Here is a 24,104-nt window from a genome sequence, read left to right on the forward strand (position 1 = left end):
CGGCGATTCGCGGGGGGCGGGCCTTCGCGGGTTCGTGCTTTATCGCTGTGCTCGTGATGTCGGGTTGCGCGAGTCTCGATCGCAATGAACACGCCGAAGCGCTCGCCGCGCCCGCGGGTCTGCATCGCGAAACGTTGCAGACGCCGAATTTCGTGCTGACCGCGTTTTCGCGCATTACACGCGCCGACGCGCCGGTACGCATCTATATCGAAGGCGATGGACTGGCGTGGCTCTCACGCACCGAGCCCTCGCTAGATCCCACGCCCGTGGCTGCCACTGGGCTGTCGCTGGCGGCGGTCGATCCGTCTGCAAACGTGGTGTATCTGGCGCGACCGTGTCAGTTCACGCCGATGGCGATGAACCCGCGTTGTGGCATTCCCTACTGGACCGGAAAGCGGTTCGCCCCCGAGGTCATCGAGGCCATGAATGATGCGGTGAGTCGCATCGCTGCGCGCGTGCCGGGGCAGCGTATCGAGTTGATCGGCTACTCGGGTGGTGGCGCGGTTGCCGCATTGATCGCCGCACGCCGTCAGGACGTGGCCTCGCTTCGCACAGTGGCGGGGAATCTCGACGTGGCCTACGTGAATGAACTGCATCACGTCTCGCCGATGCCCGAATCGCGCAATCCAATCGATGTCGCGACGAAATTGGTGGCGATGCCGCAGGTGCACTTCAGCGGGTCGACGGATACCGTGGTGCCGCCCGCCGTTGCTGCGCGGTTTGCCGCCGCCGTGGGCGGCCGGTGCGTGATTACGCGTGTTGTGGACGGTATCACTCATGACGGCGATTGGGCGCAGCAATGGCCCGCTATGCTGCGCGTTGTGCCGCGTTGTGAGGGTGGTCGCTGAGGGGCGCGGCGTTAGCTTTCGCGTACCAACGCGGCAATGGCTTCCACGAGCGTGACGTCGCCCCGAATCGCATGTCGGCCGTCATCGGTAAAGCGGAAGCTGTCGTCGTTGAAGCCGTCGAGCATCTGAATACGCGGCAGCGGATTGCGCATGCCCTGCGCGCGGAAGAGCGGGTCCCATGCGGCGCGCGGTACCGCTTCGGCATGCACGTCACGCACTAATGCACGGGCCAAGGCGGCGGCGATATCGTCCGGCGAGTAGCGCTCTGGGCCTTCGATCTCGATGATGCGCTCGCCTGCGACATCGTCTCGCATGGCGCGCGCGGCGATATGGCCGACATCGCTGGTCGAGACCATCGGAATGGCGCGCTCTACCGGTTGCAGATAGCTCGGCAGCACGCCCCGCTCGCGCGCTGGCGCGATATCCCACGAAAAGTTTTCCATCAGCCATGCCGGGCGCAAGAACGTGACCGGCAGCGATAGGGAGACCATGGCCGTCTCGAACATGCTCAATGCGCTGAGCAAGCTCGGCGCTTCGCAATCGGCACCTATGCTCGAGAGGCACACGACGCGCTGCGGGCGGGTGGCGGCAAGCGCCTGCCGAATGGCGTCGATCAGATGACGGGCGTGCGAGAAGTCCGGCTCGGGGTCGGCGTTGGGCGGCAACATCACGAACACAGCCTCGCTGCCGCGAAACGCATTGGTGAGCGCCTGCACGTCGCCGTTTTCCGCCACGGCGATCTCGCCGCCTAGCGTCGCCCAGCGGCTCGACTTGACGGGGTCCTGAACGATGGCTCGCAGCGGCAGCCCCGCCGAGAGCAAATCGTGCCCGATAACGCCGCCAACTCGCCCCGTGATACCCATTACGGTGTACATGGCCATTCCTCGCGCGCAATGTCGTTGCCGTAAAAGTAACACGGGAGCGTCGACGCTTCAGCGGTGACTCCGGCGTGCGCGTGTTACTTCGTCGTCATTTCCTCGCCAATCCCTCGCCATTCGAGGGCAAGTCCGTTGCAGATCGTTGCGAAACGTCGCGAGTCGCCACCCGCTTACCGGTTACCACTTACCGCATACGGCTACAGGTGAACCGCGTCAGCGGCGGTGTGTGCCGTCTCGTGCGGCGCGGCACGGCGTGCGTTGAGCATGGCGGCACCCGCATCGGCCAGGCGCACCGCTTCGCGCGCGCGTTCGCACATATCTCGCTCGTACGCGGCGATGGCTTGCGCGAGCGACTGCTTGCCACTGGCGACGGCTTGCAGATGGTCCGCGAGCATGGCGCCATCGCACAGCGCAGTGTTGGCGCCGAGGCCGCCAGCAGGGCTCATCGTGTGAACCGCGTCGCCCAGTCCGGTAACCCCGTCGAGTTGCCACGGCAGCGGGCTTGCCGTGCTGCGCACCGGCATCGTGCGCACGGTATCGGGCACCGCGTGCGAGAAGAGCGAGCGCAAGTGCGGGTGCCAATGGCGCGTGAGCGTGTCGATGCGGGCGAGCGGCGCAAGACCGGCGGCGTCGGGCGACATGCCGTCTCGGCCGATCAGCGTGTGCGAGGGGCCGATGAAAGCCCAGTACAGATAGTCGGACACGCGCGAGAGCGGCATGCGAGCGGCGTCGCCGGTGCCGTTGCGCCGCGAGTCTACGGCGGCGGTGGCGACCCGCGAGGCGATCTCCTGCGGGCGGCGAAACAGCATCGCGTCGACCACAACGGCAAAGCCGTCGGCAAACACTACCGTGCTGCCTTCCATCAATGCGGCTTCGCCGTGGCGGTCCATGAGCACGAGCAGGGCTGTCGAGACCGGTGTCAGGCCGTAGAAGCAGATGTTCCCGGTGTCGCGCGGCGCCATGCCGGGCAGCAGATGCTCTCGCACTCGCGAATGCGTGCCGTCGGCAGCCACGATCAGACCCGGTGCGCTACATGTGCCGTCTTCGAAGTGCGCGACACGCAGGTTATCGGCCGTGGCCGCCGTGGCGTGAGTAAACCCTTTGCCGAAATGCACGCGATCGAGAATGCCATCGAGCAAAAGCTCACGCAGCGTCTGACGGTGCAGGCTCAGGTCGCCATGCACGTCGTCGGCGCGCGGCTTTTGGGGGGCACGCGTCTTCGGCGGGGGCGTTGCCGTGCCCGGCTCGATGTGCGAGTCGTGCCAGCTCGGCGGGAGCACGACTTCGGCATTCTCCAATGTGGGGGTGACGAAGCGTCCCCCAGTGCGCGCGACGGCGGCGTACTCGCGTACGCCGCGCGCCTGAGCGGGCGGCAGGCATCGGTCGAGCGCATCGACACCGTTGTCGTCGATGCGCAGGCGGTAGCCCTGGAAGCGGGCGGCAGGGGCGCTGTCGCGCTCGAAAACGTCGAAGGAAATGCCAGCGCGGCGCAGTCCTTGGGCTAGGCACAGACCGCCGAGGCCAGCGCCGATGATGTTCACATGCAAGGCAGACATGATTTTCGATGACCGCGCTCAGGCGGTCGGCTGTGGCGTTGCGATCATTGTCGGCGCGCCTGCGACTGACCTGATAACATCGTTTGGTCATTCAATAATGCAAATCGGACAAACTGATGACCGCCGACCTGCCGCCTTTGGATACCGACGAGCTGTTGATCTCGTTTTCCGACTCTCCCTTCGCCCGATACAAGCCCAACGACAGGCTCGACGGACCGCCGATCTGGGCGTTTGGTGGCGACGACCATAAGCGCAGTCTCTTCAGGATGGGCACTCGCGAGTTGGATTGGCATAGCCATGTGCGCGGTCAGTTGTTCTGTATCCACTCAGGACTGGTGCATGTGCATACGCCGCACGGGTCGTGGCTGCTGCCGCCTTATCGCGCCGGCTGGATTCCGCCGGGAATGACGCACCGGGTTGCGTTCATCGGCGTGGTGAGCGGGTGGATCGTGCTGGTGGCACCGTCGGCGGCTGGACGCTTGCCCGTGACGCCGCGTGTGGTTGGCGTCTCTGAGTTGCTGGCGGCGCTGGTGAAGCGGGCCGTGACGTGGGCGACGCGTGATGAGCTGACCGAAGACGAGTTGCGTCTGGCGCAGGTGCTGGTCGACGAGATCGAGCGCGCGCCCACCGAACCGTTGAGCTTGCCCATGCCGATCGATGCCCGCGTGGTGCGCATCGCGCGTGCGGTGCTGGCGGACCTTGGCGGGCAGGCATCGCTGGAGTCGCTGGCACAACACGCCGGGGTGTCGTCGCGCACGGCGCGGCGCCTGTTCGTCGCAGAGACAGGGATGGGATTCACGCATTGGCGTCAGCAAGCGAGGCTGGTGAGTGCGCTCGAGCATCTGGCCAGAGGCGAGCCCGTCAGCACCATTGCCGACTCGCTCGGCTATTCCACACCCAGCAATTTCATCGCGATGTTCCGGCGGGCGTTCGGAGAGTCGCCGGGGCGGTATTTCCGGCAGGTTGGTCCGCGCGTGGAACTAGACGAGGTGGAAGAGGCGAACGAAGTGGGAGAGATAGGAGAGGTGGGTGAGTTGGGCGGAGTGGACGAGTCGGGCGTGCTGGGCGAGACACATAGAAGGGGCGATCGATGAGCGCACTGGACGAATCTCTGCTGCGGCACGTCGATACGCTCGTGATCGGCGGCGGGCAATCGGCATTGGCAACGGCATATTTTCTTCGGCGCTGGAAGGTCGATTACCTCGTGCTGGACGATCAGCCGGAGGCGGGCGGCGCGTGGCAGCGCGCGTGGCCGTCGTTGCGGCTTTTTTCTCCTGCGCAATGGAGTTCGTTGCCCGGCTGGCCGATGCCGGGCGGGGAGCGGCACTATCCGTCTCGTGACGATGTGGTGCAGTACCTGCGCGCGTACGAAGCGCGGTACGACGTGCCCGTGGAGCGGCCGGTACATGTCGAGGCCGTTGTACCGTCGAAGGACGGGAGCGGGCTGCATGTGCAAACGGATCGCGGCGACTGGATCGCGAAAACCGTGATCAGTGCGACGGGGTCGTGGCGTGCGCCGTTGATTCCGGAATATCCGGGGCAGGCGTTGTTTCGTGGCAAGCAAATGCACTCTGCCGACTATGACGGTGCGCAGCGTTTGCGCGGGCTGCACGTGCTTGTGGTCGGCGGTGGAAATTCAGGCGCGCAGATTTTCGCGGAAGTGTCGTCGCTGTGCGACGCGACGTGGGTCACGCTGACGCCACCCGACTATTTGCCTGATGACGTCGATGGCCGCGTGTTGTTCGAGCGGGCGACGGCGCGATGGCAGGCGAAGCAGCGCGGGTTACCTGATCCCTATCCGGATAGCGGGCTCGGACACATCGTGATGGTGCCGTCCGTGCTGGCGGCGCGAAAGCGTGGCGCGTTGCGTAGCGTCAGGCCCTTCGAGCGATTTTTTGACGATGGTGTGGTGTGGACCGATGGCTCGCACACGCCAGTGGATGTGGTGATTTGGTGTACGGGCTTCCATCCGGCGCTGACGCACTTGGCCGGTTTGGGAATTGCCGACGCCGAGGGTCGGATTCATCTTGAAGGGACGCGTGTCGTCGACGAGCCACGTCTGTGGCTGGTCGGCTATGGCGAGTGGACGGGGTATGCGTCGGCGACGTTAATTGGCGTGATGCGCAGTGCGCGCGCGACGGCGCAGGAGGTGGTGGCGTACCTCGATCAAGGGGAAATGCGAACTACGCAGAACCAACGGGGTGGGGTGCCGGGATAGAGTGATTCCATGCAACGGCGAATGCGCGTGAGGACGTTGGAGAAAGTTTGGAAAACGCCCGTGTTTTTTCGCGAAATGAGCCGTACTGCACTTCGAATTCAGCCCGCTGTGACATGACCCTTCGGGAGTCTCGTCACGGCGGAAGGTGTAGGTGAAGATGGGAACACTCCGGAAATTTGACCCGCGCCAAGCGCGCGCAAGTATCGACGATACCGACAGCCACGATAGGAATGACAGTATGAGGCTCCACGAACGTGTAACGAAAATCGAGGCGGTGCTGCCGACGCTCGCGACTAAAGAGGATTTGGCGCGTGAAGTCGGTGGATTGCGCTCGGAGATGCATCTTGAGTTCGGGAAGGTCCGGCAGGAGATGGGCGCCGAGTTTTCCAAGATGCGAAAGGAGGTGAGCGCCGAGTTTGCCAGCGTCAGGAAGGAGATGAGCGAGCTTCGTGTCGACGTTAGTGAACTCCGTGTCGATGTGCATCGGGCCATCGAGGTGCAAACGTGGCGAGTGATAGGTACGTTGATCACGGTTTGTACTGCGTTGGTTGCCGCCACGTACTTCATCACTAAAGCGGGTTGAACGAGTTGAGTTTCGGTCCAGACCGGCAAAAGCATGGGAAAAGGACCGGCGCTTATCGAATGTCTACGCGTTGTGTCACGTGATTCGGAAGTTACTGAAACTCACGTGACGATCCTGCTGCGATGATGGATGTGCCCCCCATTGGGTTTAGGAGCATCCATTCAAGGAGCAATTCATGATTGACGCGAAAGACGATGACACGCAATCCACGAAGCCCACGAAGCTCACACCGACGACGCGTAGGCGCACTAAGAAAGCGAAACCGCACGCGGTGCCAGAGTCGCTCGCACGAGAGGGCTACGTCATCTGGTTTCTGAACCACGGCAAGTATCTGGGGTACGCATGGATCGAATCCGAGCAGGAGATCCGTCGCGCTCACGTTAAGGATTCTGAATATGCCATCTACTTCGATACGTTCGCGCAGGCAGCCGTGGTATCGCACAAGTTGATTAGCCCGAGCCGGGTTCTGCATTCCCCAGGGGCTGGGATGACACCGAAACTAATGGGATAAGGCAATTCCGGTCCGTCGAAGTTGGCGGGCCGTTTTTATTCTTGGGAGTGTTAGCCAGATAAGGCTGTTGTGGTGCCCAGGGCCGGAATCGAACCGGCACGCCTTGCGGCGGGGGATTTTGAGTCCCCTGCGTCTACCAATTTCACCACCTGGGCAGGTGTGCGTTCACCGAACGGTGTCGCAGCGTGATTCGTCTAGAGGGCTAATTCAGCTACCGGACGAAGGCGAGATTATGACCGATATTTTTGATGTCGACAACCCCATCTGTAATATCGGACGCCAGGTCGGGCCATACCGCACCCGAACCCGGCATCTTCCCCGTTCAGTGCAACTGTTGCTGACCTTCCAGAACTCGCAGAAGCGACGACGTATCGTCGTGCCCCCAGCCGTTTTCCATCAGCGCCGACAATTGCCCCTTCACCAGTGACAACGCGGGTAACGCCAGTCCCGCATCCGCCACCGCTTCCAGAATCATCGAAAAGTCCTTGTCGTGAAGCCGCGCCTCGATGCCCGCCGAAAAATCTCGGTGCGACATCTTCGGCCCCATCATGTCGAGCATGCGGCTACCGGCCAACCCCTGCGAAATCGCGTCGATCACTTTGTCTTGATCGACGCCATTACGCGCCGCAAACAACATGGCCTCGGCAATCCCCTGGATGTTGATCACCTGGACGATCTGATTGCACGCCTTCGCCACCTGACCCGCGCCCGTGTCGCCCACATGCGTGATCGTCGTGCCCAACGCCGCCAATATCGGCTTCACTTTCTCGAAAGCCTCCGGCGACGCGCCAACCATGATCGACAACGACGCATCCGCAGCCCGCGACGGCCCGCCCGACACCGGCGCATCCACCAACTGAATACCCTCGCGCGACAGGCGCAACGCCATGCGGCGCGTCGCCTCCGCCGAAATCGTGCTGTGGTCGATACAAATCGTGCCGGGCCGCGCGCCGTGAATCACGCCGTCCTCGCCCAGCAGCACCTGCTCGACGTCGTGTGTGGTCGTCACATTGGTAATAACGAAGTCGGCTTCCGCCGCCGCCTGCGCCGGACTCGAAAACGCTCGCGCGCCCTCGTCGACATAAGCCGCAGCAGCCTCAGGGCGGCGCGCATAAACATGCAGCTTGTGACCCGCCGCCATCAAGTGCCGCACCATCTGGCCGCCCATCGCGCCCAGACCAATAAATGCAATGGTGTATGTCGTCATGCCGCAATCAATCCGAGACGTACACGAACTTGCCGTTCTTGATCTGCCCCATCACGCCAGCGCGCTGGTCGAGCCCAACGTGGTCGGCGGGACTCAAATTCATGATGCCGTTAGGAATGGCCAGGTTGTGCGTCGATTCGAGCGCGTCGCGCAACGCGGCGCGGAACGCCGGCGTACCCGGTTGCGCCGTCTTGGCCGCACGAGGCACGGCGTCGTTAAGCAGATCCCACACGCCATACGCGTCGGCGGCGAACTGCGTCACCGTATCGGCGCCGTACTTGGCTTCGTACTTCTTCGTGAACGCCAATGCGGCGGTGCGCGCCGGATGCCCTGCGGGCAGCGTCTTCGCGACCACGCCCGGTTGCGTCGGGAACAGCGTGCCTTCAACATCCTTGCCGCCCACGCGCACGAAGTCGTACGTGGCAATACCGTGCGTCTGGTAGATCTTCCCGGCATAGCCGCGCTCTTGCAACGTGCGCTGCGGCAGCGCCGCAGGCGTGCCCGAACCGGCCACCAGAATCGCGTCCGGCTTGGCCGACATTAGCTTGAGCACTTGCCCGGTCACGCTGGTGTCGGTGCGGTTGAACCGCTCCTGCGCCACGATTTTCAGCTTGCGCAGCTCGGCAAACTTCGAGAATTCTTTCCACCAGCTCTCACCGTACGCGTCGGCAAAGCCGATGAAACCCACGGTCTTGATGCCATGGTTCGCCATGTAGCGCGTCATCACGTCAGCCATCGCGGAATCGTTGGCGGCCATCTTGAAGGCCCAGCGGCGCTTGGCATCCTGCGGCTCCACCGCCACGGCCGATCCGATGAGCGTGATCATCGGCGTGCTGGCCTCGGAAATCGGGTCCAACATCGCCAGCGCGCTCGGCGTGATGTTCGGGCCGACGATGACATCGACCTTATTCTCGCTCATGAGCTTGCGGGCATTCTTCACGGCGGTGCCGGGGTCGGAGCCATCGTCCAGGAAGATGTAGTGCGCCTTCTGCCCCCCGATCTCGTCGGGCCACAGTTGCATGGCGTTCTTGCTGGCGATGCCGATGGCAGCCGCCGGGCCGGTCGATGACAGATCGATGCCGACGGTAATGTCGGCGCGTGCTGCCGTCACCACACCCGCCAGGGTCATGGCGAGTAGTACGCCCGACAGGCGAATACCGCGAAGGGGTGAGCGCATGGGGTCTCCTTTTGGTCGAATCACGCAAGGATACCGTACGCTGCGGGCCGCGCAAACGCTGTCAAAAGACATGTTTGCCCGGCCACATAAAACAAAGGCGCTGCTAATAGATAGCAGCGCCTGAGGGTTGGATAGTTCTAGCGTCTACGCGCAAAGCCCAGCGGCTTGATCCGCGAGCGGCATCTCTCAGAGCTCGTAGCTCTCGTGCTCGCCCCGCAATGCCTGCTCGACCAGCTTGCGCGTCAGAATCGGCGAGAGCAGCTCGACCATCGTATACACATAGCCGCGCAGGTAAGCGCCTTGCTTGAGCGCCACGCGCGTGACGTTGGTGCCGAACAGATGGCCCACCTGAATCGCCCGGAGGTTGCGGTCGCGTTCGGGGTCGAACGCCACGCCCGCCAAGATGCCTACGCCAAGCCCCAGTTCCACGTAAGTCTTGATGACGTCCGCGTCGATGGCTTCCAGCACGATGTCCGGCTGCACATGGCGCAGCGCAAACGCCTGATCGATCTTGCCGCGCCCGGCAAACTGCGGATCGTAAGTAATCAGCGGGTACTTCGCCAAATCTTCGATCCCCACCGACGGCAGTTGCAAAAGCGGGTGATCGGGCGGCACCACGGCCACGTGTTGCCACTGATAGCAGGGCAGCGAGACCAAATCCTTGTAACCGGCGATGGCTTCGGTCGCGATGGCCAGATCGGCCTGATCGTGCAGCACCATCTCGGCAATCTGCGTCGGGCTGCCTTGCAGAATCGACAACCGCACCTTCGGGTAACGGCGCTTGAACTCCGCCACCGCGTGCGGCAGCGAATATCGCGCCTGCGTGTGCGTCGTCGCAATGGTCAGGCTGCCCTGATCTTGGGCGGCGTAGTCCTTGCCAATCCGCTTGAGGCTTTCCACCTCCAGCAAGATCCGCTCGACGGACTCGAAAATGATGCGCCCAGGCTCGGTGAGGTTTCGGATGCGCTTGCCATGACGGGCAAAGATGTCGACGCCAAGCTCTTCTTCAAGCTCGATGATCGCCTTCGAAACCCCCGGCTGGGACGTGAACAGCGCTTTGGCCGCTTCCGTCAGATTGAAATTCTGACGGACCGCTTCGCGCACAAATCTGAACTGGTGCAGGTTCATTTGTATAACTTTAGAAAATATACAAACAATTTTTAATTCGTTTGAAGTATATAGCGTTTTCATTACAGTGGGTGCCACTGTTTCGATAACGTTATTCCTTTCAGGTATTTAGACCCCACCAGGAACGTCATTCATGTCGCTGTGGCTCGAACCCATTTCCGGATTTGGCGTCGGCCTGCTGGTCGGCCTGACCGGCGTGGGAGGCGGCTCGCTGATGACGCCGTTGCTCACGCTCCTGCTGGGTTACGCCGCGCCGGTGGCGGTCGGGACCGATCTGGCGTTCGCCGCGATCACGAAAAGCTTCGGCACGGTGGCGCACCGCTCGCACGGCCACGTGAAGTGGCACATCGTGCGACGCCTCACCGTCGGCGCACTGCCGGCGGCGCTGGTGACCATTCTCGGCCTGAAGCGCTTGGGCGGTATCGATGAGAGCGCGTTGCACGTCATCAAACTGACGATCGCGGCCTCGGTGCTGCTCACGGTGCTCTCGCTGCTGTTTCGCGCCAAGCTGCTCGCCGCCCTGCGGGCGCACCCGAACTGGCAATTGACGGGGCGCACACAAACGATTGCCACTGTATTAGTAGGCGCCGTGATCGGCGTGCTCGTGACGATTTCCTCGATTGGCGCCGGTGCCGTGGGCGCAACGCTGATCTTGATGCTGTACCCGCAGTTGGAACCGGCCGAAGTCGCCGGTACCGATATCGCTTACGCGGTGCCGCTCACAGCCATCGCTGCGCTGGGCCATATCTGGCTCGACACGGTGCACTGGGCGCTGCTTGGCAGTTTGTTGATCGGCTCGCTGCCCGGGATCTGGCTGGGCGCGAAGCTTACCCGCCATTTGCCCGAGCGCATCGTGCGCGGGGCGCTGGCGGCCACGCTCACGCTCGCAGCAGTGAAGCTGGTCGGCTGACACCCCCACATAAAACAAGGAATTCGCGACATGCGAAACGAATCCCGTTGGCAGCCGACGGCGTCTGCGGCCCCGGCATCCCCGATTTCCTCGGCATCCGCCACGGCGGTGCCGTCGACGGTTGCGCAGGCAGAACATCTGGACGCAGCCCTGCTCGATGAGATGGAAGCCGTGCTGGCCGAGCGTCTGGCGCGCATCGCGTCGCTGCATCGCAACGTGAAGTTCGCGAGCAGCCTGGCCGCGGAAGACATGCTGATTACGCACGTTATCCTGCGTCAGCAACTGCCGATCACGATCTTCTCGCTCAACACCGGGCGTTTGCATGAAGAGACGGTGGGCATGATCGACAAGATCAAGTCGCGTTACGGCTACGACGTGGTGCAGTACACCCCGCAGCCTGACGCGGTAGAGAAGTATGTCAGCGAGCACGGCGCCAACGCCTTCTATGAAAGCGTGGACCTGCGCAAAGCGTGCTGCAACGTCCGCAAGGTCGAGCCGCTGGGACGCGCATTGGCCGACGCCGACGCGTGGCTCACGGGCCAGCGTCGCGAGCAATCGGTCACGCGCGGTGAACTCGCGTTCGCCGAGCAGGACGACGCGCGCGGCATTGCGAAGTACAACCCGCTGTTCGACTGGACCGAAGCGCAAGTGTGGGCCTACCTCACCGCGCGCGATGTGCCGGTGAACCCGCTGCACGCCCGTGGCTACCCGAGCATCGGGTGCGAACCGTGTACGCGCGCGATCCGCCCCGGCGAAGACAGCCGGGCGGGCCGCTGGTGGTGGGAGTCGCGCGACAGCAAGGAATGCGGGCTGCACGCAGGCAACCTGAGCAAGATCCCGGTCACGGTGCAATCGAACTAACGCACGCGAGACCCACAACGGAACCGACGCGACGCCGCATAACCCGCAGGCAGCGCATCGAAGCAAAACGAATCACGGAATCGTCAAGGAAAGGAACACTATGGGTGCGATGCACGAAGTCGCGCAGGCCAGCGGCGCGCGGATGGACCATCTGGACTGGCTCGAAGCGGAATCGATGTACATCCTGCGCGAGGTGGTGGCCGAGTGCCGCAAGCCCGCGCTGCTGTTCTCGGGCGGCAAGGATTCGGTCGTGGTGCTGCACCTCGCGCTCAAGGCCTTCGGCCTCGGCCCGAACCGCAAGACGGTGCTGCCGTTCCCGCTCGTGCATATCGACACCGGCCACAACTATCCGGAAGTGATCGAGTTCCGTGACCGCCATGCGAAGGCACTCGGTGCCGAACTGGTGGTGGGGCACGTGGAAGATTCGATCAAGCGCGGCACGGTGCGTCTGCGTCGCGAAACCGATTCGCGCAACGCCGCGCAGGCCGTCACGCTGCTCGAGACGATTGCTGAACACGGCTTCGACGCAATGATTGGCGGTGCGCGCCGCGACGAGGAGAAGGCCCGCGCGAAGGAGCGCATCTTCTCCTTCCGCGACGAATTCGGCCAGTGGGACCCGAAGGCGCAGCGCCCGGAACTCTGGCACCTGTTCAACGCGCGCCTGCATAACGGCGAACACCTGCGCGTGTTCCCGATTTCGAACTGGACCGAGCTCGACGTGTGGCAATACATCGCCCGCGAGAAGCTCGACCTGCCGTCGATCTACTACGCCCACGAGCGCGAAATCGTGCGCCGTAACGGCCTGCTGGTGCCCGTGACGCCGCTCACGCCGAAGCAAGACGACGAGTCGAGCGAGTTCGCCTCGGTGCGCTTTCGCACAGTGGGCGACATCAGCTGCACTTGCCCGGTGGCCAGCGTTGCCGCGAGCCCGGTGGAAATCATCGCCGAGACGGCGGTGACCGACATCACCGAGCGCGGCGCCACGCGCATGGACGATCAAGCGTCCGAGGCGGCGATGGAACAGCGCAAGAAGCAAGGCTACTTCTGAGTCGAAAGACGCAGAACATTGCAGCCTGACAAGCTATCGAGCAAACGGAAATAACGGCCTCACCGGTGCATGCCGCAGCGAATGCGCAAGCACCGGGGCCACGGATTCGAGTGGATTTGACCATGAGCCTGACCCCTCACCAAGAAGACCTCGGCGTGCTGCGCTTCATTACGGCGGGCAGCGTCGACGACGGCAAGAGCACGTTGATCGGCCGTCTGCTGTACGACAGCAAGGCGGTGCTGACCGACCAACTGTCGGCCCTCGCACGTTCCAAGCACAAGCGCACGGCGGGCGAAGATATCGACTTCTCGCTGCTGACCGACGGCCTCGAAGCCGAGCGCGAGCAAGGCATCACCATCGACGTGGCGTATCGCTACTTCACGACGGCGCGCCGCAAGTTCATCATCGCGGACACCCCGGGCCACGAGCAATACACGCGCAACATGGTCACGGGTGCATCGACAGCGCATGCCGCGATCATTCTGGTCGATGCCACGCGCGTGACCGAAGTCGACGGCCGCACCGAACTGCTTGCACAGACGAAGCGCCATAGCGCCATCGTCAAGCTGCTGGGCTTGCAGCATGTAATCGTCGCCATCAACAAGATGGATCTGGTCGATTACAGCGAAGCCACGTTCGACGCGATTCGCGCGGCATATCTCGAATTGGCGCATCGCTTGGGCCTGCAAGACGTGCGTTTCGTGCCGGTGTCGGCGCTCAAGGGCGACAACATCGTGCTGGCGAGCGAGCGTATGCCCTGGTATCAGGACGAACCGCTGCTCGACGTGCTCGAGTCGCTGCCGGTGACGCAAACCGGCGGTGAACTGCGCTTTCCGGTGCAGTTGGTGGCGCGTCAAGATGGCTCGCATGCCGACGACTTCCGCGGCTACATGGGCCGTGTGGAATCGGGTTCGGTGCGCGTGGGGCAGGCGCTGCGTGTGCTGCCCGCCGGGCGCGATGCAACGGTGGCCGAGATCATCGGACCGCGCGGGTTGCTCGAAGAAGCCTACGCCGGTCAGTGCGTGACGATTCGTCTGTCGGAAGATGTGGATGTGTCGCGCGGCGATACGTTCGTTGCCGCAGAGTCTGCACTGCAACCGTCGCGCAAGCTGTCGGCCGACGTGTGCTGGTTCGACGAGGACGCGCTCGCGCCCCAGCGCAAGTACGTGCTCAAGCAATCGACGAACTCGGTCTACGTGAAGATTGGCAGTGTCGATACAGTGCTCGACGTGACCACGCTCCTGCACGGCACAGACAAGACCACGCTGGCGATGAACGACATTGGCCGCGTGCAACTGAGCCTGCAAAAGCCGGTGACGGCTGACACCTACGACGCGAACCCGGCCACGGGCGCTTTCGTGCTGATCGACGAAGCGACGCATCACACGGTGGCCGCTGGCATGATCCGGTCGTTGGCTGCATAAGCTGCATTAGCGCGGCGCAATCACTTCTCCATAGCGCACGGCCTCCCCTCGAAGGGGCCGGCGCTGGCCCCCCTCGACGACGGCTGCAACATGACGGTAACTTCTTCGCAATCCGCCACGCTTCCCGGCAAGGTCTATCTGGTCGGTGCCGGTCCCGGTGCTGCTGATCTGATCACAGTGCGCGGCGCGCGCTTGCTCGCGCAAGCCGACGTCGTGCTGCACGACGCCCTGGTTGAGCCGGAGATGCTCGCGCTTTGCCCGCAAGCGAAGTTGATTGCCGTGGGCAAGCGTTGCGGCAAGCACTCCAGCGCCCAGCATTTCATCAACAAACAGTTGATCGATAACGCGCGAACGCATGCGCTCGTCGTGCGCCTGAAAGGCGGCGATCCGATGCTGTTCGGGCGCGCCGACGAAGAACTGCGCGCATTGGAAGCCGCCGGTATCGAAGTGGACGTAGTGCCGGGCATTACGGCGGCGCTCGCCAGTGCATCGTCACTCAAAAGTTCGCTGACCCTGCGCGGCGTTGCTCGCAGCGTGGCGTTCGCGACGCAAAGCCGTGCGCCGGACACCGCTGAAATCACCGCGCACGCCTCCGCCGATTCGCTTGTCTATTACATGGGGCGCGACTCGGCACCGCAAATTGCCGCAGAACTCATCGCCGCAGGCAAGCCTGCATCGACGCCGGTCGCAATCGTCGAAGCTGCCACCACGCCGCGTGAGCGCCGCGTGACGCTCACGCTGGGCGCTTTACGCGATGGCGAAGCCGCGCAGTGGTTCGACGCCGCACAGCCGAGCGTGTTGCTTATCGGTCAGGCGTTTGCACGGGCGGATGCGGATACCCTCGTCGATAACCTCGCTGACGACGTGACGTTGGCCGCCTATCAAGCCGCCTGAGCGCGCGTTTCGTCGTTGAGCGCATCGGTGCCTCGCGTCAGGCGCGGGCGGGGAGGCCGAAAGCTTCATGTACCGGAATCATGACTTCAAACTCTTGAAGCAACGGCGCGTCGGACAGGCGCTGCACATCGATCTCCGCCATCGTCACGACCGTTGCCTCGCCTTCCCGGGCCATCTGATAAACGTCTGACATCGCCTCCAAGTGCGCGCGCACCATGCTGACGAGCTGGTCTCGCTCTGTTGCCGAAACGAAGGCTTCGTTGGGGTCGAAGAAGAAGTACGTGGTCGCCTCGTGACCGAGGGGGCGATGCCCGATCGCCATGGTGCGAGTCCCCGCGCGCATCTCGAAAACCCGGTACGTTCCCTGCGACGCGTCGAAAATGCTATCCAAATCCGCTAGGGGGATCGTGTTCGGCGGCCCGGCGATGAGCGAATCGGCAATCGTACCTGCGCGGCTGAGATCTTCCATAAACGATGCCGCTGCCGCAGGGGACTGGCGTCCGATCTCATTGAACCAAATCGGCACGGCCTCGATCATTCCCGTGCGTGCGCTGAGTGCCGTGACTCGCGCCAGACCCCGCCGGACGTGGCCCAGATAGGTATGCGGGCGTTGGATGACCTGACGATATTGCGCGCCTGCGGCTTCCGCCATTTGGCGCAAGGGGCTGGACGCGACGGTGTCGGCGGCATCGATGGCATTTTGTGCGGCCTCAATGCGCCTGGCTAAGGCGCCGAGTTCGGCCGGATCTTGCACCGATCGGTCGAGAAACTCCAACTTGAGCATTCGCAAACTGGACTGCGTGACGGCTGTGCCGCCAGCGGTGTTTGCGTCGACGCCAACGCTCGCACGCCGCGTCGCCTCGAAGGCGGGATTGCGTTGCGCGCGCAACGCGTCGTAGCGTGCCAGAAAGCGCTGATCGATACGCCAGCCGATGTGAGGATCTTCCAGCGGCGGCACCGGCAAATCTTCCAGCGAAACGGTATGCCATCTTCCGCTCGGTGAGAGCCGCATGAGCGGCCCAGACTCCGGCGCGTGCACAGAACTGGGCGGTCGCGCGGCGCGAAAAAAACCCGTGGTTTCGTCGAACGACAGGTAGCTGCGTGTACTCGAGTCGATCGCGGCGTACAGGCGCTGTCCTGTGCGATGAAGGCCTGGAATCAAGGCTTCCCGTGCAATCGGCACCTCCCCGGTGAAGAACGTGTACTTCGGGTCTTGGGTAAGGACCGCCTGCGCTTTGAACCGCGCCGAGGCCAGCCCCTGACTGCCGACGGCCGAGGCCAGCGACTGCCAACCTTGACGGCGCGCCGCGCCGTCTCCTGTGACAATCCCGACGCTCAAACCGACCACGCCGAAGCCCACGTCGGCCATGGCGATGGTCGCGCTCAGTGGCCGCAACTCGGGGCTAATCCACGTTCCCATGCCGATAAGCAAATCTAGCTGCGAGAGATGATGCATCACATTGATGAGCCTCTCGTGCGATTTGCCTTTTTTGGCTGGTTCGAACTCCCGTAAATATTTTTCCCGATACGACTGGGTGAGTGCGGTGAAGGTGCCGGTCCCCGCCGGTACCACCGCGCCCTGGGAGTTGATGTTCGCGTCTTTGAGCCACATGTCGTGGGTCGGCATCGCGTCGACGCCGGAAACGGTGCCCGCTAGCCGTTGACGTCCGGCCGTACTGCTTGTCTGCTCATCGAACCACGCGGTGAGCGCATCCCGATTATTGAAGCCATGAACGCGCAGCCCGTCGGCATAGCCCGCGAGCAACAACACGGCAGGCTTGCCCTGAATCGTGATAGCCATCAGCGATGTTTCGTGGCCCTGAATGCGCAACCACTCGCGAACGACTTGCGGCGACGGAACCCTTTGCCGGAGTATTTCGCGTCTCAAGCGACTCAGCTCGATGGGGCCGCCGACTCGCCGTGCGATTTCCATGACATCGGCAGAGAATTCTGGCGAGTGCTTCCCAAGCCAACACTGGGCGATGAACTCCCCCTTGAGCGACTGGCGCATTTCGTCGAAGTGTGTCCGCCATAACGTGTCGAACGCGTCGCTCACCGCACTAAGGTATTCCGTGGCGGAGAGTTGCTCGACCAGTTTGGTCGCCGTCAACTCGCCATCGCCGGGCATTTGCGTGGCGGGCCATGAGACCAAGGCGCCGTCACCGCGCCGTCGCAGAAGTTGACCGACCGTGAGCGAAGCCGGATTCGTTGCTTTCCGGATGAGAACATCCGGCAGGCTCATCCGAGCAAGCATACGGCCGACGGTGACGAAGAGATCGTCCGGGTCGACTTGCGTGATGCCGTTCTTGGTCAGCACGGACTTCACATACTGGCGTGCAATTTCGCGGGGTTCGGGCAGCGCGAACGACAAGTCGCCGCGAAGCGTCTGGTATTGCGCGATATTGTCGATGTCTGAAGCGGTCCAAGTGAGTCCGTGGTTGGCTGGGGCGCGAGTACCGGTGGCGGGGTTGGTCACCGCCGTCATCAGGCCGCGTTCCAGATCGCCTGTTCCGGCGCCGTCGATCCAGTTTCGATACTCACTGATACGCGATCTCGTTTGCGCCTCGGCAGAACGAAGCGGTACTTCGGCCGCGATAACGCCGAGCGTCGCGTTTGCCGCTACTGACATCGGCGCAGCGGTCGTGAACGGCGCGAGGGCGGGTGAAAGCGCTTGCGGTGCAGCCGCAGACTGAGCCGCGAGCGGCAGTCTCGTGTGCAACGTGTCGCGCAAGCCGTTGGCGTTCTGCCCGATGGCGTCCAACATCGCTTGCGGGGTCGCATATTCTCGCCATGCCACCGGCTCGCCCATCAAGTAGAGCAGTGTGGTGCCCGCCTGCGGCCGTTCGCACAGCACAAACGTACCGGCGGGCATGACGCGCGTCGTTTCGCCATCGCCCGTCGACGAAAATTGAAGCGGATGGGTATAGACGGAAACCGGGCCCGGCGCAACGGTGCTCCATGGGAGCAAACCGGTGCGGCCCAAGCGCAACGCTCGATGCGAGAGCCATCCGGCTTCGTACGCAATGGTGAGATCGCTAATGGCCATGTCCCGCTGTACGGATGCCGTATCCGTCGAGTTCAGGAGCGCCCCCAACGAGACGGGCGGTTGCCAAGTTTCGTGCTCGCGCGCATCGCACTGGGCGCGCCACACGCCGACGAGTTCTGCAAAGCGTGCGGCGTTCATCACGGCAGGCACCATCGAAATCGCCCCTGGAGGGGTGGTCTCGCTGACGGCGAAAAATGTCCCGCTATCCGTGTTGAGAATATCGAGTTTGCCCGAACGGACCAGTCGCGCTGCCTCGGGCAGGGGCCAATAGTGCACCCGGTGCACGCGCGAATCGGGCTGGCTTGGGGTGAGGCGTCTGAGCAGCAATGCGTCGACGTCAAGGCCGCTGAGTTCAGGCGCCCGGTCGAGCAGGTCGAACAGCAGCGTTTGCTCGGTCGGCGGCGCATGGAATGACAGTGACGGCGCTGACGATATTTGCTGCTCGTGGTGGAGCGCGGCGCGGTGTCGCCAAAAATGCGCAATGTCGAATAGGCGTTGAAGCGCAGGGGATGTGGCGTTGAACGCGCGAATTTGGGGAAGACGTGGCGGGGTGGGCGGCTGTAGGGCGCCACGCGCGTGTACGCTTGACGGCCACTGTGCCTGGGCCGCAGGCATGCGCAGCGGGTCGAACGGTAAGGGGGCATCGAGCCACTGACGGGCCAACGTGCTCGCGTGACCCGTGGTTTCCATAAAGGCATTCCAGCCATTCGCCACGATTTTCGACAGCGGTACGAGTATCGACGCCGACGCTGCGCCGCTTTCCGAATCGGGCGGTGGAAGCTGAGGATATGGCGATGTCGAATGGCGTGAGAGCAGCGCGAAATCATCCCAAGGCCCCGTTCGTCCTGCCATGGCAAGACCGTAAAGGAAGGCGATGCAATACCCGGTTTTTCCCGCGCGTGTGAAATCTGGCAAGTGCACTGAGGTTCGATGGGCGGCCTGCTCGGCTAACTCAGCGAAGTCCGGTTCGTGCAGCGTGTTGAAATTGCGTTCACGGCGGTTCGTTACATGGCCTGAGCCCAACAACATCGCCGAGTGCATCAGGTCGACAATCTGTGTGCGCCACGTCGAGAAATAGGTGCGCCAACTGACGCCGTAGTCAGCCGTTTGAGTGGGCTTGGTAGCAGAACGATCGACCGAGCGTTTGAGATCGCGCAGCGCCTGAGAAGAGAGCGAGGCGCGGAAGGCGTCTTGCACAGACTGCCAAGGCTGGCGATCGGCCAAACGCGATGGCAAGCCCGCCAACCAGAAGCGGACGAGTTCCGGATGTTCGTCCTGCAACTGCGCCACTTGTTCGAGGAGTGCGTCGTCGAGTGCGGCCAAGTCCTGTGCGGGAACGCCCGCTTCGGCGAGGCGCAGCAGCAGACCCAGCGCCGGGGCGGCTTCGGGCGATGCGTCAAGCGCCGCGCAGGCGGTATCGGCGAGTTCGTCGAATCGTTCCACTTGCGCGAGCAGGCATTGTCGGCGTGCGAGATACGTTGCCTCGTGCGGTGTCGCGGTGTCGAAGCGTTGGGCGAAATTCGAGGGGGATACATTCATGTGATGCGTTCCTTGTCGTCGGACGAATGTCGCCGTTAGCGCGCACGAGGCACGAGATCTCCCGCGCGGACGGTGCCCGCAGCGCCTTCGGCAAGCCGGGCAACGTCGATCTCGCGAACCATGACCGCAGGCTGGCCCGCAAGGGAATAGGGGGTGTAGGCCGCGCGGGCGCTGCTCAGATGGTGCGCGGCGAGTTCGACGATGTCGCGCCTGCTGGTGTGCGCAACAAAGCTGCTCGCTGGATCGAAGAAGAAGTATTCGACAACGCGGTCGTGGGTCAGTCGACGGCCCATCAACATGCCGTGGTCTCTCGTCGTGATCTCGAACGTGGCGGGCGTGGTCGCTTTGCCGCGGAAAAGGCTGTCAAGGTCGCGAATCTTGACGCTGTTCGGCGCATTGCCGCGAAAGCTGAACGACTCCCCGGCGGCCTCGTTGCGCCCCAACGCTTGGAGCCGGGCAACATAGGTTTTCGTGGCTGAGGCATCGGGTGCCTGCGCCAGCCGGTCCAACTCGCCAAGCAGGGCGCCGTCGCGGCCATCGCGAGACGCCACGGCCATGATTCTGACTAGGCCCCGGTCGAGTGCTCCGCTGCCCAGGCCTCTGATCTGCGGGACGGTTCTGACTGTCGCGCCTGCCGCTGACGCCTGCGCTGCCAGATTGGCGATCTCCTGCGCGGCGGCTTCGGCCGCCTGCGCGCTTTCCACATCGCCCGCGATGGCACCCAGGGTTGCCGCATCGGTGAGTCGAGGGTCGAGGAAGCGGACTTTCTGCACCATCGACGGCACCCGCTCCGCTTGCCCCAGAAGACTGCGCTCGTACGCTTCACGTTTTGCCCTCCGAAAGGCTTGACGCTCGGCCGATGTGCCGCTGTTCATGGCCGCACTCAACCGCTGCCCATAGGCGCGCTCGACGGCGTAAGCGACATGAGGCGTGTTGATGGCGGGCATGGTTCCCGGCGGCGGGGTACGGATGAAGCCCCATTTGCCTGTACGGCTTAAGCGCACATAGCCGCCGAGCGACGCCAGATCCATGTTGATCAACCGGAACTCGCCCGTTTCGGGCTCCAGGGTGACCCCGGCGAATGCGGCCGAATCCGCGTCGTCGCCGAATTGCGCGACGAATCGGTCGCCGACGTAATACAAACCGTCGACGAGTTGGTCGTTGTTCTCCACAGGGGCGTTGAACAGGTACGCATAACCGTCGGCGGCGAGAACGCTCTTTATCGTCAGGTAGCGGGCCGCGGAGGCTGCACCGGCGCCAAGCGCTGTCGCGAGCGAATACCACCCTTCAGCGCGCATCTCGTCACCTCCGCCGATGACCATCGAGACGCCGAGTGCCCCATCGACGGCGCTCACCGCCAACGACAGAGGCCCCAGCGATTCGCCGAACCACGCGCCCAATCCCAGCCCGATATCGAGCCAGCGGATGGCGTGGGCGGTGGCTAGCAGAACACCGGTGCCGAAGTTGGCTGCTCCGAGGTCGTCTGCACCTTTCACGGTTTCGCCGTGCCGTATGAAGCTGTCCAGAACGCTCACAAAGACTTCGCCTGCGAACGGCTTGTCGTCGGCGGCAAACGGGGCTGTGTTTGTCGAAGGCTGTGCGGCGAACTGCTCGAATCGGGTGCTCACACGCTCGCGCGCGGCGGCAGGGAACATGGCGACGATTTGCGCACGTGCGTCGGCATCGGGCAATCGACTCGCCAACCATTTGTCGAGCGCGCTTCGATTCTTGAAGCCGCGCAAGACGGCGTCCGGTGACGTTGGCGTGTAGAAGAGTACCGACCCATTACTTCGATCCGTGAGAACGATGCTCAGCGATGCGATGTCGTCTACGCTCAGCCAAGCTTGTTGGAACGGCCGGTTGTCTGCCCCCGGAAGCAGTCTCGCGAGATCGTCGAACCCGGCACGCTTGGCCACAGATTTGGCAAGCGCTATGTGTTCGGCACTCAGCGTCTTGTGCGTTTGCATGGCGACGGCGTCGAGCACGAACGTCGACGCGGCAGTTCTGCGAAGCGCGTCCCGGTGTTCGGACATGAACCCACGGAACTGACGATCGAAAGTGAGCCGGAAGCGGTCGACCGAAAAGTGACCGACCAAGCGGTCGGCCGGTGGTAACGATACGGCCGTGGACGGCTCGCGGTGCGCCGTGACCGTGCTAAGCGACATCGTTTGGCTCGGCGTGACAGCAAGCGTGCCCTCGACATGCTTGAGAACGGCATCCGGCAGACGGTAAGAGACGGTCGTTCGATGGGAACCGGCGTCGAGTTCGCGTAACGGTTCACCAATGGTCAGGCGAACGTCGTCGGGATCGATCCCTTTTGCGCCCAGTTCGCTGAGCACTTCGCTCGCCAGACTTCGCGCGACGCGGCGCTGCGTGGGCATGGCCGTCGAGATTTGCAGGCGCATGTCGAGCAGCGATTGGAAGGCGTCTGCGATGTTCTCAGGCAGGCCGAGCGCGGGTGAGCGCGGCGGCGAGAGTGCGATGCCTGGGGTGCGGGCCGCGCCAAGCGCATGCAACGCGTGTGAACGCAGATGCGGTGCCGCGCCGGAAAACCAACTCGTGTAATCGGAGACGCGCTCGGGCGACGTCGCCGCATTGAAGTCGTCGCGCATTTCGCTGCGTACGACCGATAGGGACGCATAACGTGCACCAAGCAACGGGTCGTCCGGGGTCGGCGTCAACTGGATGGCGGTGATCTGGTGTGAGGCGTCTGCGCGCGGCAGACGCGCCTTCAACACGTCGTGCAGTCCGCTGCCGGTCGGTGCCGTCAAATCCTGCATCAATGCGCTGCGATCCTGATATTCGCGCCACGGATTTGGATCGCCAGCGACATATAGCAAGCCAGCACCGCGCGCCGGTTGTGCTGAAACGAAGAACATACCGGCGGGGGCAATGGGGTCCGATGATCCGGTCGTTTGCACATAGATTTGATACGCCGTGACGCCCGCCTGGTGTCCATCGCTTTCGTGTCTGGCCGCAGCTTCGGGAAGATGCAGAATGATCTCGCCAAGCACCACGGCATCTGCCGAGATGTGGCTCGCCAAATAGGACAGTTGAAGATCGTCGAAAGCAAGCTGGCGCTCGGAATGATGCAGCGCCTGAACGAATTCACTGCTATACCCGGCGTCATCGTCGCCGGTCGTCAACCATTGCCATTGTCGGATGACGTCAAAGAGGTCGGCAGTCGATAAACCCGGCACCTGATCTTGCGCGTGGTAGCGGCGATTCTGATCCAACGCGCCGACGTGTATGCCGTAGTCGGGGCGCACGGAACGCGAGGTGTGGCCGTTCTTGTCAGTTATCGACTCGTCGATTCGCAACGTGCCGGCAAGAATTTGCATCGCGGCGTCAACGATGGACAGACTCTGGCGAGGCCGCCAGCGCTCTAGATGGGCGTTGTCGTATACCGGCGCTGAGGCGTCGAATCGGAACATGTTGAACTGCGTGAGTTTGACGTCGTCAAGACGCGGCGGCGTGCCGTTGTGCGGCGAGGCCGCCGCCTGTATGCGGCGCTCGAATTCGGCCGAGAGTGTCTGCCGTAGGTTGAAGACCCTCTCGGTGCGGGCAAGCGCGGCCTCATGGGCACGCGTGCGCTGGCGAAGTGCTTCGAAGTAGGCTTGCACTTCGTGATTGGTCGTTTCTGCATGCAGCAGCGCGGCGACGTCGGTCTCGATCTCAGGTGTTTCGACGCTCGCGTTCGATGCAATGTCGTGCGGGCGGCTGGGGGAGGCTGTCATCTGGTTCACGACAAATGGATGGGCAGCGTCGAGCGCATCGATGTCGCGGCGCACTCGCAGATGGCTCAGGTGTGCCGATTCCTCTAGCGTCGGCGCGAGCGTGTAGGGCATGCCATTGCCGGGAGCGCCAGTCGCGACCATCGGTGAACCTGTCTGTGAACGAAGTCCCGAGAAAAAATACAGCCACGCCACGACGTAATCCGCGGCGCCGTTACGTCCAATATTGAATCTGGGGAACGGCGCAGGCGAGGAGGCGGGCGAAGGCTCGAGCAGTGGTGACTGTCCGGCCGCCAACGCTTGCCTATGCCCGGAACCAGCCCAGCGAAAACGATCGAGATAATCGATTACTACGTCGAACCCGCGCGCTAGCGCATTTCGCTGCGGTTGCGTGCCGTTCGGCTCCATCACGTCTGATGTCAAACGCTCGTCGAGCGTCTCAAAAAGGCGAGTCAGCGATGCGGCGTCCGGCGCGGCGTTCAAGCGGGGAACGACGCTTGGCTCGTGCAAGACGGGCGGAGCGACTGTCTCGAAGGCTGCCG

At 63.2% G+C, this 24,104-nt stretch carries 17 protein-coding genes and 1 tRNA gene; 10 read left to right on the plus strand and 8 right to left on the minus strand.

What is annotated here, in order from left to right; genetic code table 11:
* The first annotated feature begins 56 nt into the window (after positions 1-56).
* Positions 57-848: an alpha/beta hydrolase gene (locus tag PPN31114_RS23330; protein ID WP_150681986.1), complete on the plus strand. Its 792-nt coding sequence runs from the start codon at positions 57-59 to the stop codon at positions 846-848.
* A gap of 11 nt (positions 849-859) precedes the next feature.
* Here the strand turns inward: PPN31114_RS23330 and PPN31114_RS23335 are convergent, their stop codons facing one another.
* Positions 860-1,723 carry an NmrA family NAD(P)-binding protein gene (locus tag PPN31114_RS23335; RefSeq protein WP_150681912.1) on the minus strand — a complete coding sequence of 288 codons (864 nt, stop codon included), beginning with the start codon at positions 1,721-1,723 and terminating at the stop codon, positions 860-862.
* 200 nt (positions 1,724-1,923) lie between these two features.
* Positions 1,924-3,282: an FAD-dependent oxidoreductase gene (locus PPN31114_RS23340; RefSeq protein ID WP_150681913.1), complete on the minus strand. Its 1,359-nt coding sequence runs from the start codon at positions 3,280-3,282 to the stop codon at positions 1,924-1,926.
* A 116-nt stretch (positions 3,283-3,398) separates the two neighbouring features.
* On the opposite strand from PPN31114_RS23340, the gene PPN31114_RS23345 reads away from it, so the two are divergent.
* The 4 genes from PPN31114_RS23345 (at position 3,399) to PPN31114_RS23360 (ending at position 6,594) form a co-directional block, all read left to right on the plus strand.
* Complete coding sequence (locus tag PPN31114_RS23345; RefSeq protein WP_150681914.1) at positions 3,399-4,376, plus strand: AraC family transcriptional regulator; 978 nt, start codon at positions 3,399-3,401, stop codon at positions 4,374-4,376.
* Positions 4,373-5,500, plus strand: coding sequence for an ArsO family NAD(P)H-dependent flavin-containing monooxygenase (locus tag PPN31114_RS23350; protein WP_174988424.1), 1,128 nt, complete (start codon positions 4,373-4,375; stop codon positions 5,498-5,500). The genes PPN31114_RS23345 and PPN31114_RS23350 overlap by 4 nt, the downstream gene beginning before the upstream one ends.
* 238 nt (positions 5,501-5,738) lie before the next feature.
* Positions 5,739-6,083 (plus strand): DUF1640 domain-containing protein, encoded by a 345-nt coding sequence (locus tag PPN31114_RS23355; RefSeq protein ID WP_174988427.1) that lies wholly within the window; start codon positions 5,739-5,741, stop codon positions 6,081-6,083.
* 175 nt (positions 6,084-6,258) lie between these two features.
* On the plus strand, positions 6,259-6,594 hold the full coding sequence (locus PPN31114_RS23360) for a hypothetical protein (RefSeq protein WP_150681916.1): 336 nt from the start codon (positions 6,259-6,261) through the stop codon (positions 6,592-6,594).
* Positions 6,595-6,664: 70 nt separating this feature from the next.
* Here the strand turns inward: PPN31114_RS23360 and PPN31114_RS23365 are convergent.
* The 4 genes from PPN31114_RS23365 to PPN31114_RS23380 all read right to left on the minus strand — a co-directional run bounded on the left by PPN31114_RS23365 (position 6,665) and on the right by PPN31114_RS23380 (position 10,106).
* Positions 6,665-6,749 (minus strand) — tRNA-Leu (locus PPN31114_RS23365).
* 167 nt (positions 6,750-6,916) lie between these two features.
* Positions 6,917-7,801, minus strand: a complete 885-nt coding sequence (locus PPN31114_RS23370; protein ID WP_150681917.1) for an NAD(P)-dependent oxidoreductase — start codon at positions 7,799-7,801, stop codon at positions 6,917-6,919.
* A 7-nt stretch (positions 7,802-7,808) separates the two neighbouring features.
* A complete protein-coding gene (locus PPN31114_RS23375) occupies positions 7,809-8,978 on the minus strand; it encodes an ABC transporter substrate-binding protein (protein ID WP_150681918.1) in 1,170 nt (389 codons plus the stop codon).
* A 186-nt stretch (positions 8,979-9,164) separates the two neighbouring features.
* Positions 9,165-10,106: a CysB family HTH-type transcriptional regulator gene (locus PPN31114_RS23380; protein WP_150681919.1), complete on the minus strand. Its 942-nt coding sequence runs from the start codon at positions 10,104-10,106 to the stop codon at positions 9,165-9,167.
* Between the two features lie 133 nt (positions 10,107-10,239).
* Here PPN31114_RS23380 and PPN31114_RS23385 point away from each other — a divergent pair, with 133 nt between their 5' ends.
* The 5 genes from PPN31114_RS23385 to cobA all read left to right on the plus strand — a co-directional run bounded on the left by PPN31114_RS23385 (position 10,240) and on the right by cobA (position 15,243).
* The gene (locus tag PPN31114_RS23385) at positions 10,240-11,016 is read left to right on the plus strand and encodes a sulfite exporter TauE/SafE family protein (protein WP_150681920.1); all 777 of its coding nucleotides are present in this window, start codon (positions 10,240-10,242) and stop codon (positions 11,014-11,016) included.
* A gap of 84 nt (positions 11,017-11,100) precedes the next feature.
* Positions 11,101-11,877: a phosphoadenylyl-sulfate reductase gene (locus PPN31114_RS23390; protein ID WP_150681988.1), complete on the plus strand. Its 777-nt coding sequence runs from the start codon at positions 11,101-11,103 to the stop codon at positions 11,875-11,877.
* Between the two features lie 100 nt (positions 11,878-11,977).
* On the plus strand, positions 11,978-12,925 hold the full coding sequence (gene cysD / locus PPN31114_RS23395; protein ID WP_150681921.1) for a sulfate adenylyltransferase subunit CysD: 948 nt from the start codon (positions 11,978-11,980) through the stop codon (positions 12,923-12,925).
* Positions 12,926-13,047: 122 nt separating this feature from the next.
* Positions 13,048-14,349: a sulfate adenylyltransferase subunit 1 gene (locus tag PPN31114_RS23400; protein ID WP_150681922.1), complete on the plus strand. Its 1,302-nt coding sequence runs from the start codon at positions 13,048-13,050 to the stop codon at positions 14,347-14,349.
* A gap of 90 nt (positions 14,350-14,439) precedes the next feature.
* Complete coding sequence (cobA, locus tag PPN31114_RS23405; RefSeq protein WP_150681923.1) at positions 14,440-15,243, plus strand: uroporphyrinogen-III C-methyltransferase; 804 nt, start codon at positions 14,440-14,442, stop codon at positions 15,241-15,243.
* Between the two features lie 37 nt (positions 15,244-15,280).
* On the opposite strand, the gene PPN31114_RS23410 is transcribed toward cobA, so the two are convergent.
* Together PPN31114_RS23410 and PPN31114_RS23415 are read right to left on the minus strand one after the other, a co-directional pair.
* On the minus strand, positions 15,281-19,828 hold the full coding sequence (locus tag PPN31114_RS23410) for a dermonecrotic toxin domain-containing protein (RefSeq protein WP_150681924.1): 4,548 nt from the start codon (positions 19,826-19,828) through the stop codon (positions 15,281-15,283).
* Between the two features lie 35 nt (positions 19,829-19,863).
* Complete coding sequence (locus PPN31114_RS23415) at positions 19,864-23,676, minus strand: dermonecrotic toxin domain-containing protein (RefSeq protein ID WP_150681925.1); 3,813 nt, start codon at positions 23,674-23,676, stop codon at positions 19,864-19,866.
* Positions 23,677-24,104 lie beyond the last annotated feature (428 nt).

It is taken from the genome of Pandoraea pneumonica, assembly GCF_902459645.1.
In the GTDB taxonomy this organism is placed as follows: domain Bacteria; phylum Pseudomonadota; class Gammaproteobacteria; order Burkholderiales; family Burkholderiaceae; genus Pandoraea; species Pandoraea pneumonica.

What these genes read in the sequence shown, in the direction of transcription:
- PPN31114_RS23380 (WP_150681919.1), bottom strand. Translation starts at nt 10,106, where the DNA reads ATGAACCTGCACCAGTTCAGATTTGTGCGCGAAGCGGTCCGTCAGAAT.
- PPN31114_RS23350 (WP_174988424.1), top strand. Translation starts at nt 4,373, where the DNA reads ATGAGCGCACTGGACGAATCTCTGCTGCGGCACGTCGATACGCTCGTG.
- PPN31114_RS23335 (WP_150681912.1), bottom strand. Translation starts at nt 1,723, where the DNA reads ATGTACACCGTAATGGGTATCACGGGGCGAGTTGGCGGCGTTATCGGG.
- PPN31114_RS23360 (WP_150681916.1), top strand. Translation starts at nt 6,259, where the DNA reads ATGATTGACGCGAAAGACGATGACACGCAATCCACGAAGCCCACGAAG.
- PPN31114_RS23370 (WP_150681917.1), bottom strand. Translation starts at nt 7,801, where the DNA reads ATGACGACATACACCATTGCATTTATTGGTCTGGGCGCGATGGGCGGC.
- PPN31114_RS23345 (WP_150681914.1), top strand. Translation starts at nt 3,399, where the DNA reads ATGACCGCCGACCTGCCGCCTTTGGATACCGACGAGCTGTTGATCTCG.
- PPN31114_RS23410 (WP_150681924.1), bottom strand. Translation starts at nt 19,828, where the DNA reads ATGAATGTATCCCCCTCGAATTTCGCCCAACGCTTCGACACCGCGACA.
- PPN31114_RS23415 (WP_150681925.1), bottom strand. Translation starts at nt 23,676, where the DNA reads ATGCCCTACACGCTCGCGCCGACGCTAGAGGAATCGGCACACCTGAGC.
- cobA (WP_150681923.1), top strand. Translation starts at nt 14,440, where the DNA reads ATGACGGTAACTTCTTCGCAATCCGCCACGCTTCCCGGCAAGGTCTAT.
- PPN31114_RS23355 (WP_174988427.1), top strand. Translation starts at nt 5,739, where the DNA reads ATGAGGCTCCACGAACGTGTAACGAAAATCGAGGCGGTGCTGCCGACG.
- cysD (WP_150681921.1), top strand. Translation starts at nt 11,978, where the DNA reads ATGGGTGCGATGCACGAAGTCGCGCAGGCCAGCGGCGCGCGGATGGAC.
- PPN31114_RS23385 (WP_150681920.1), top strand. Translation starts at nt 10,240, where the DNA reads ATGTCGCTGTGGCTCGAACCCATTTCCGGATTTGGCGTCGGCCTGCTG.
- PPN31114_RS23330 (WP_150681986.1), top strand. Translation starts at nt 57, where the DNA reads ATGTCGGGTTGCGCGAGTCTCGATCGCAATGAACACGCCGAAGCGCTC.
- PPN31114_RS23375 (WP_150681918.1), bottom strand. Translation starts at nt 8,978, where the DNA reads ATGCGCTCACCCCTTCGCGGTATTCGCCTGTCGGGCGTACTACTCGCC.
- PPN31114_RS23340 (WP_150681913.1), bottom strand. Translation starts at nt 3,282, where the DNA reads ATGTCTGCCTTGCATGTGAACATCATCGGCGCTGGCCTCGGCGGTCTG.
- PPN31114_RS23400 (WP_150681922.1), top strand. Translation starts at nt 13,048, where the DNA reads ATGAGCCTGACCCCTCACCAAGAAGACCTCGGCGTGCTGCGCTTCATT.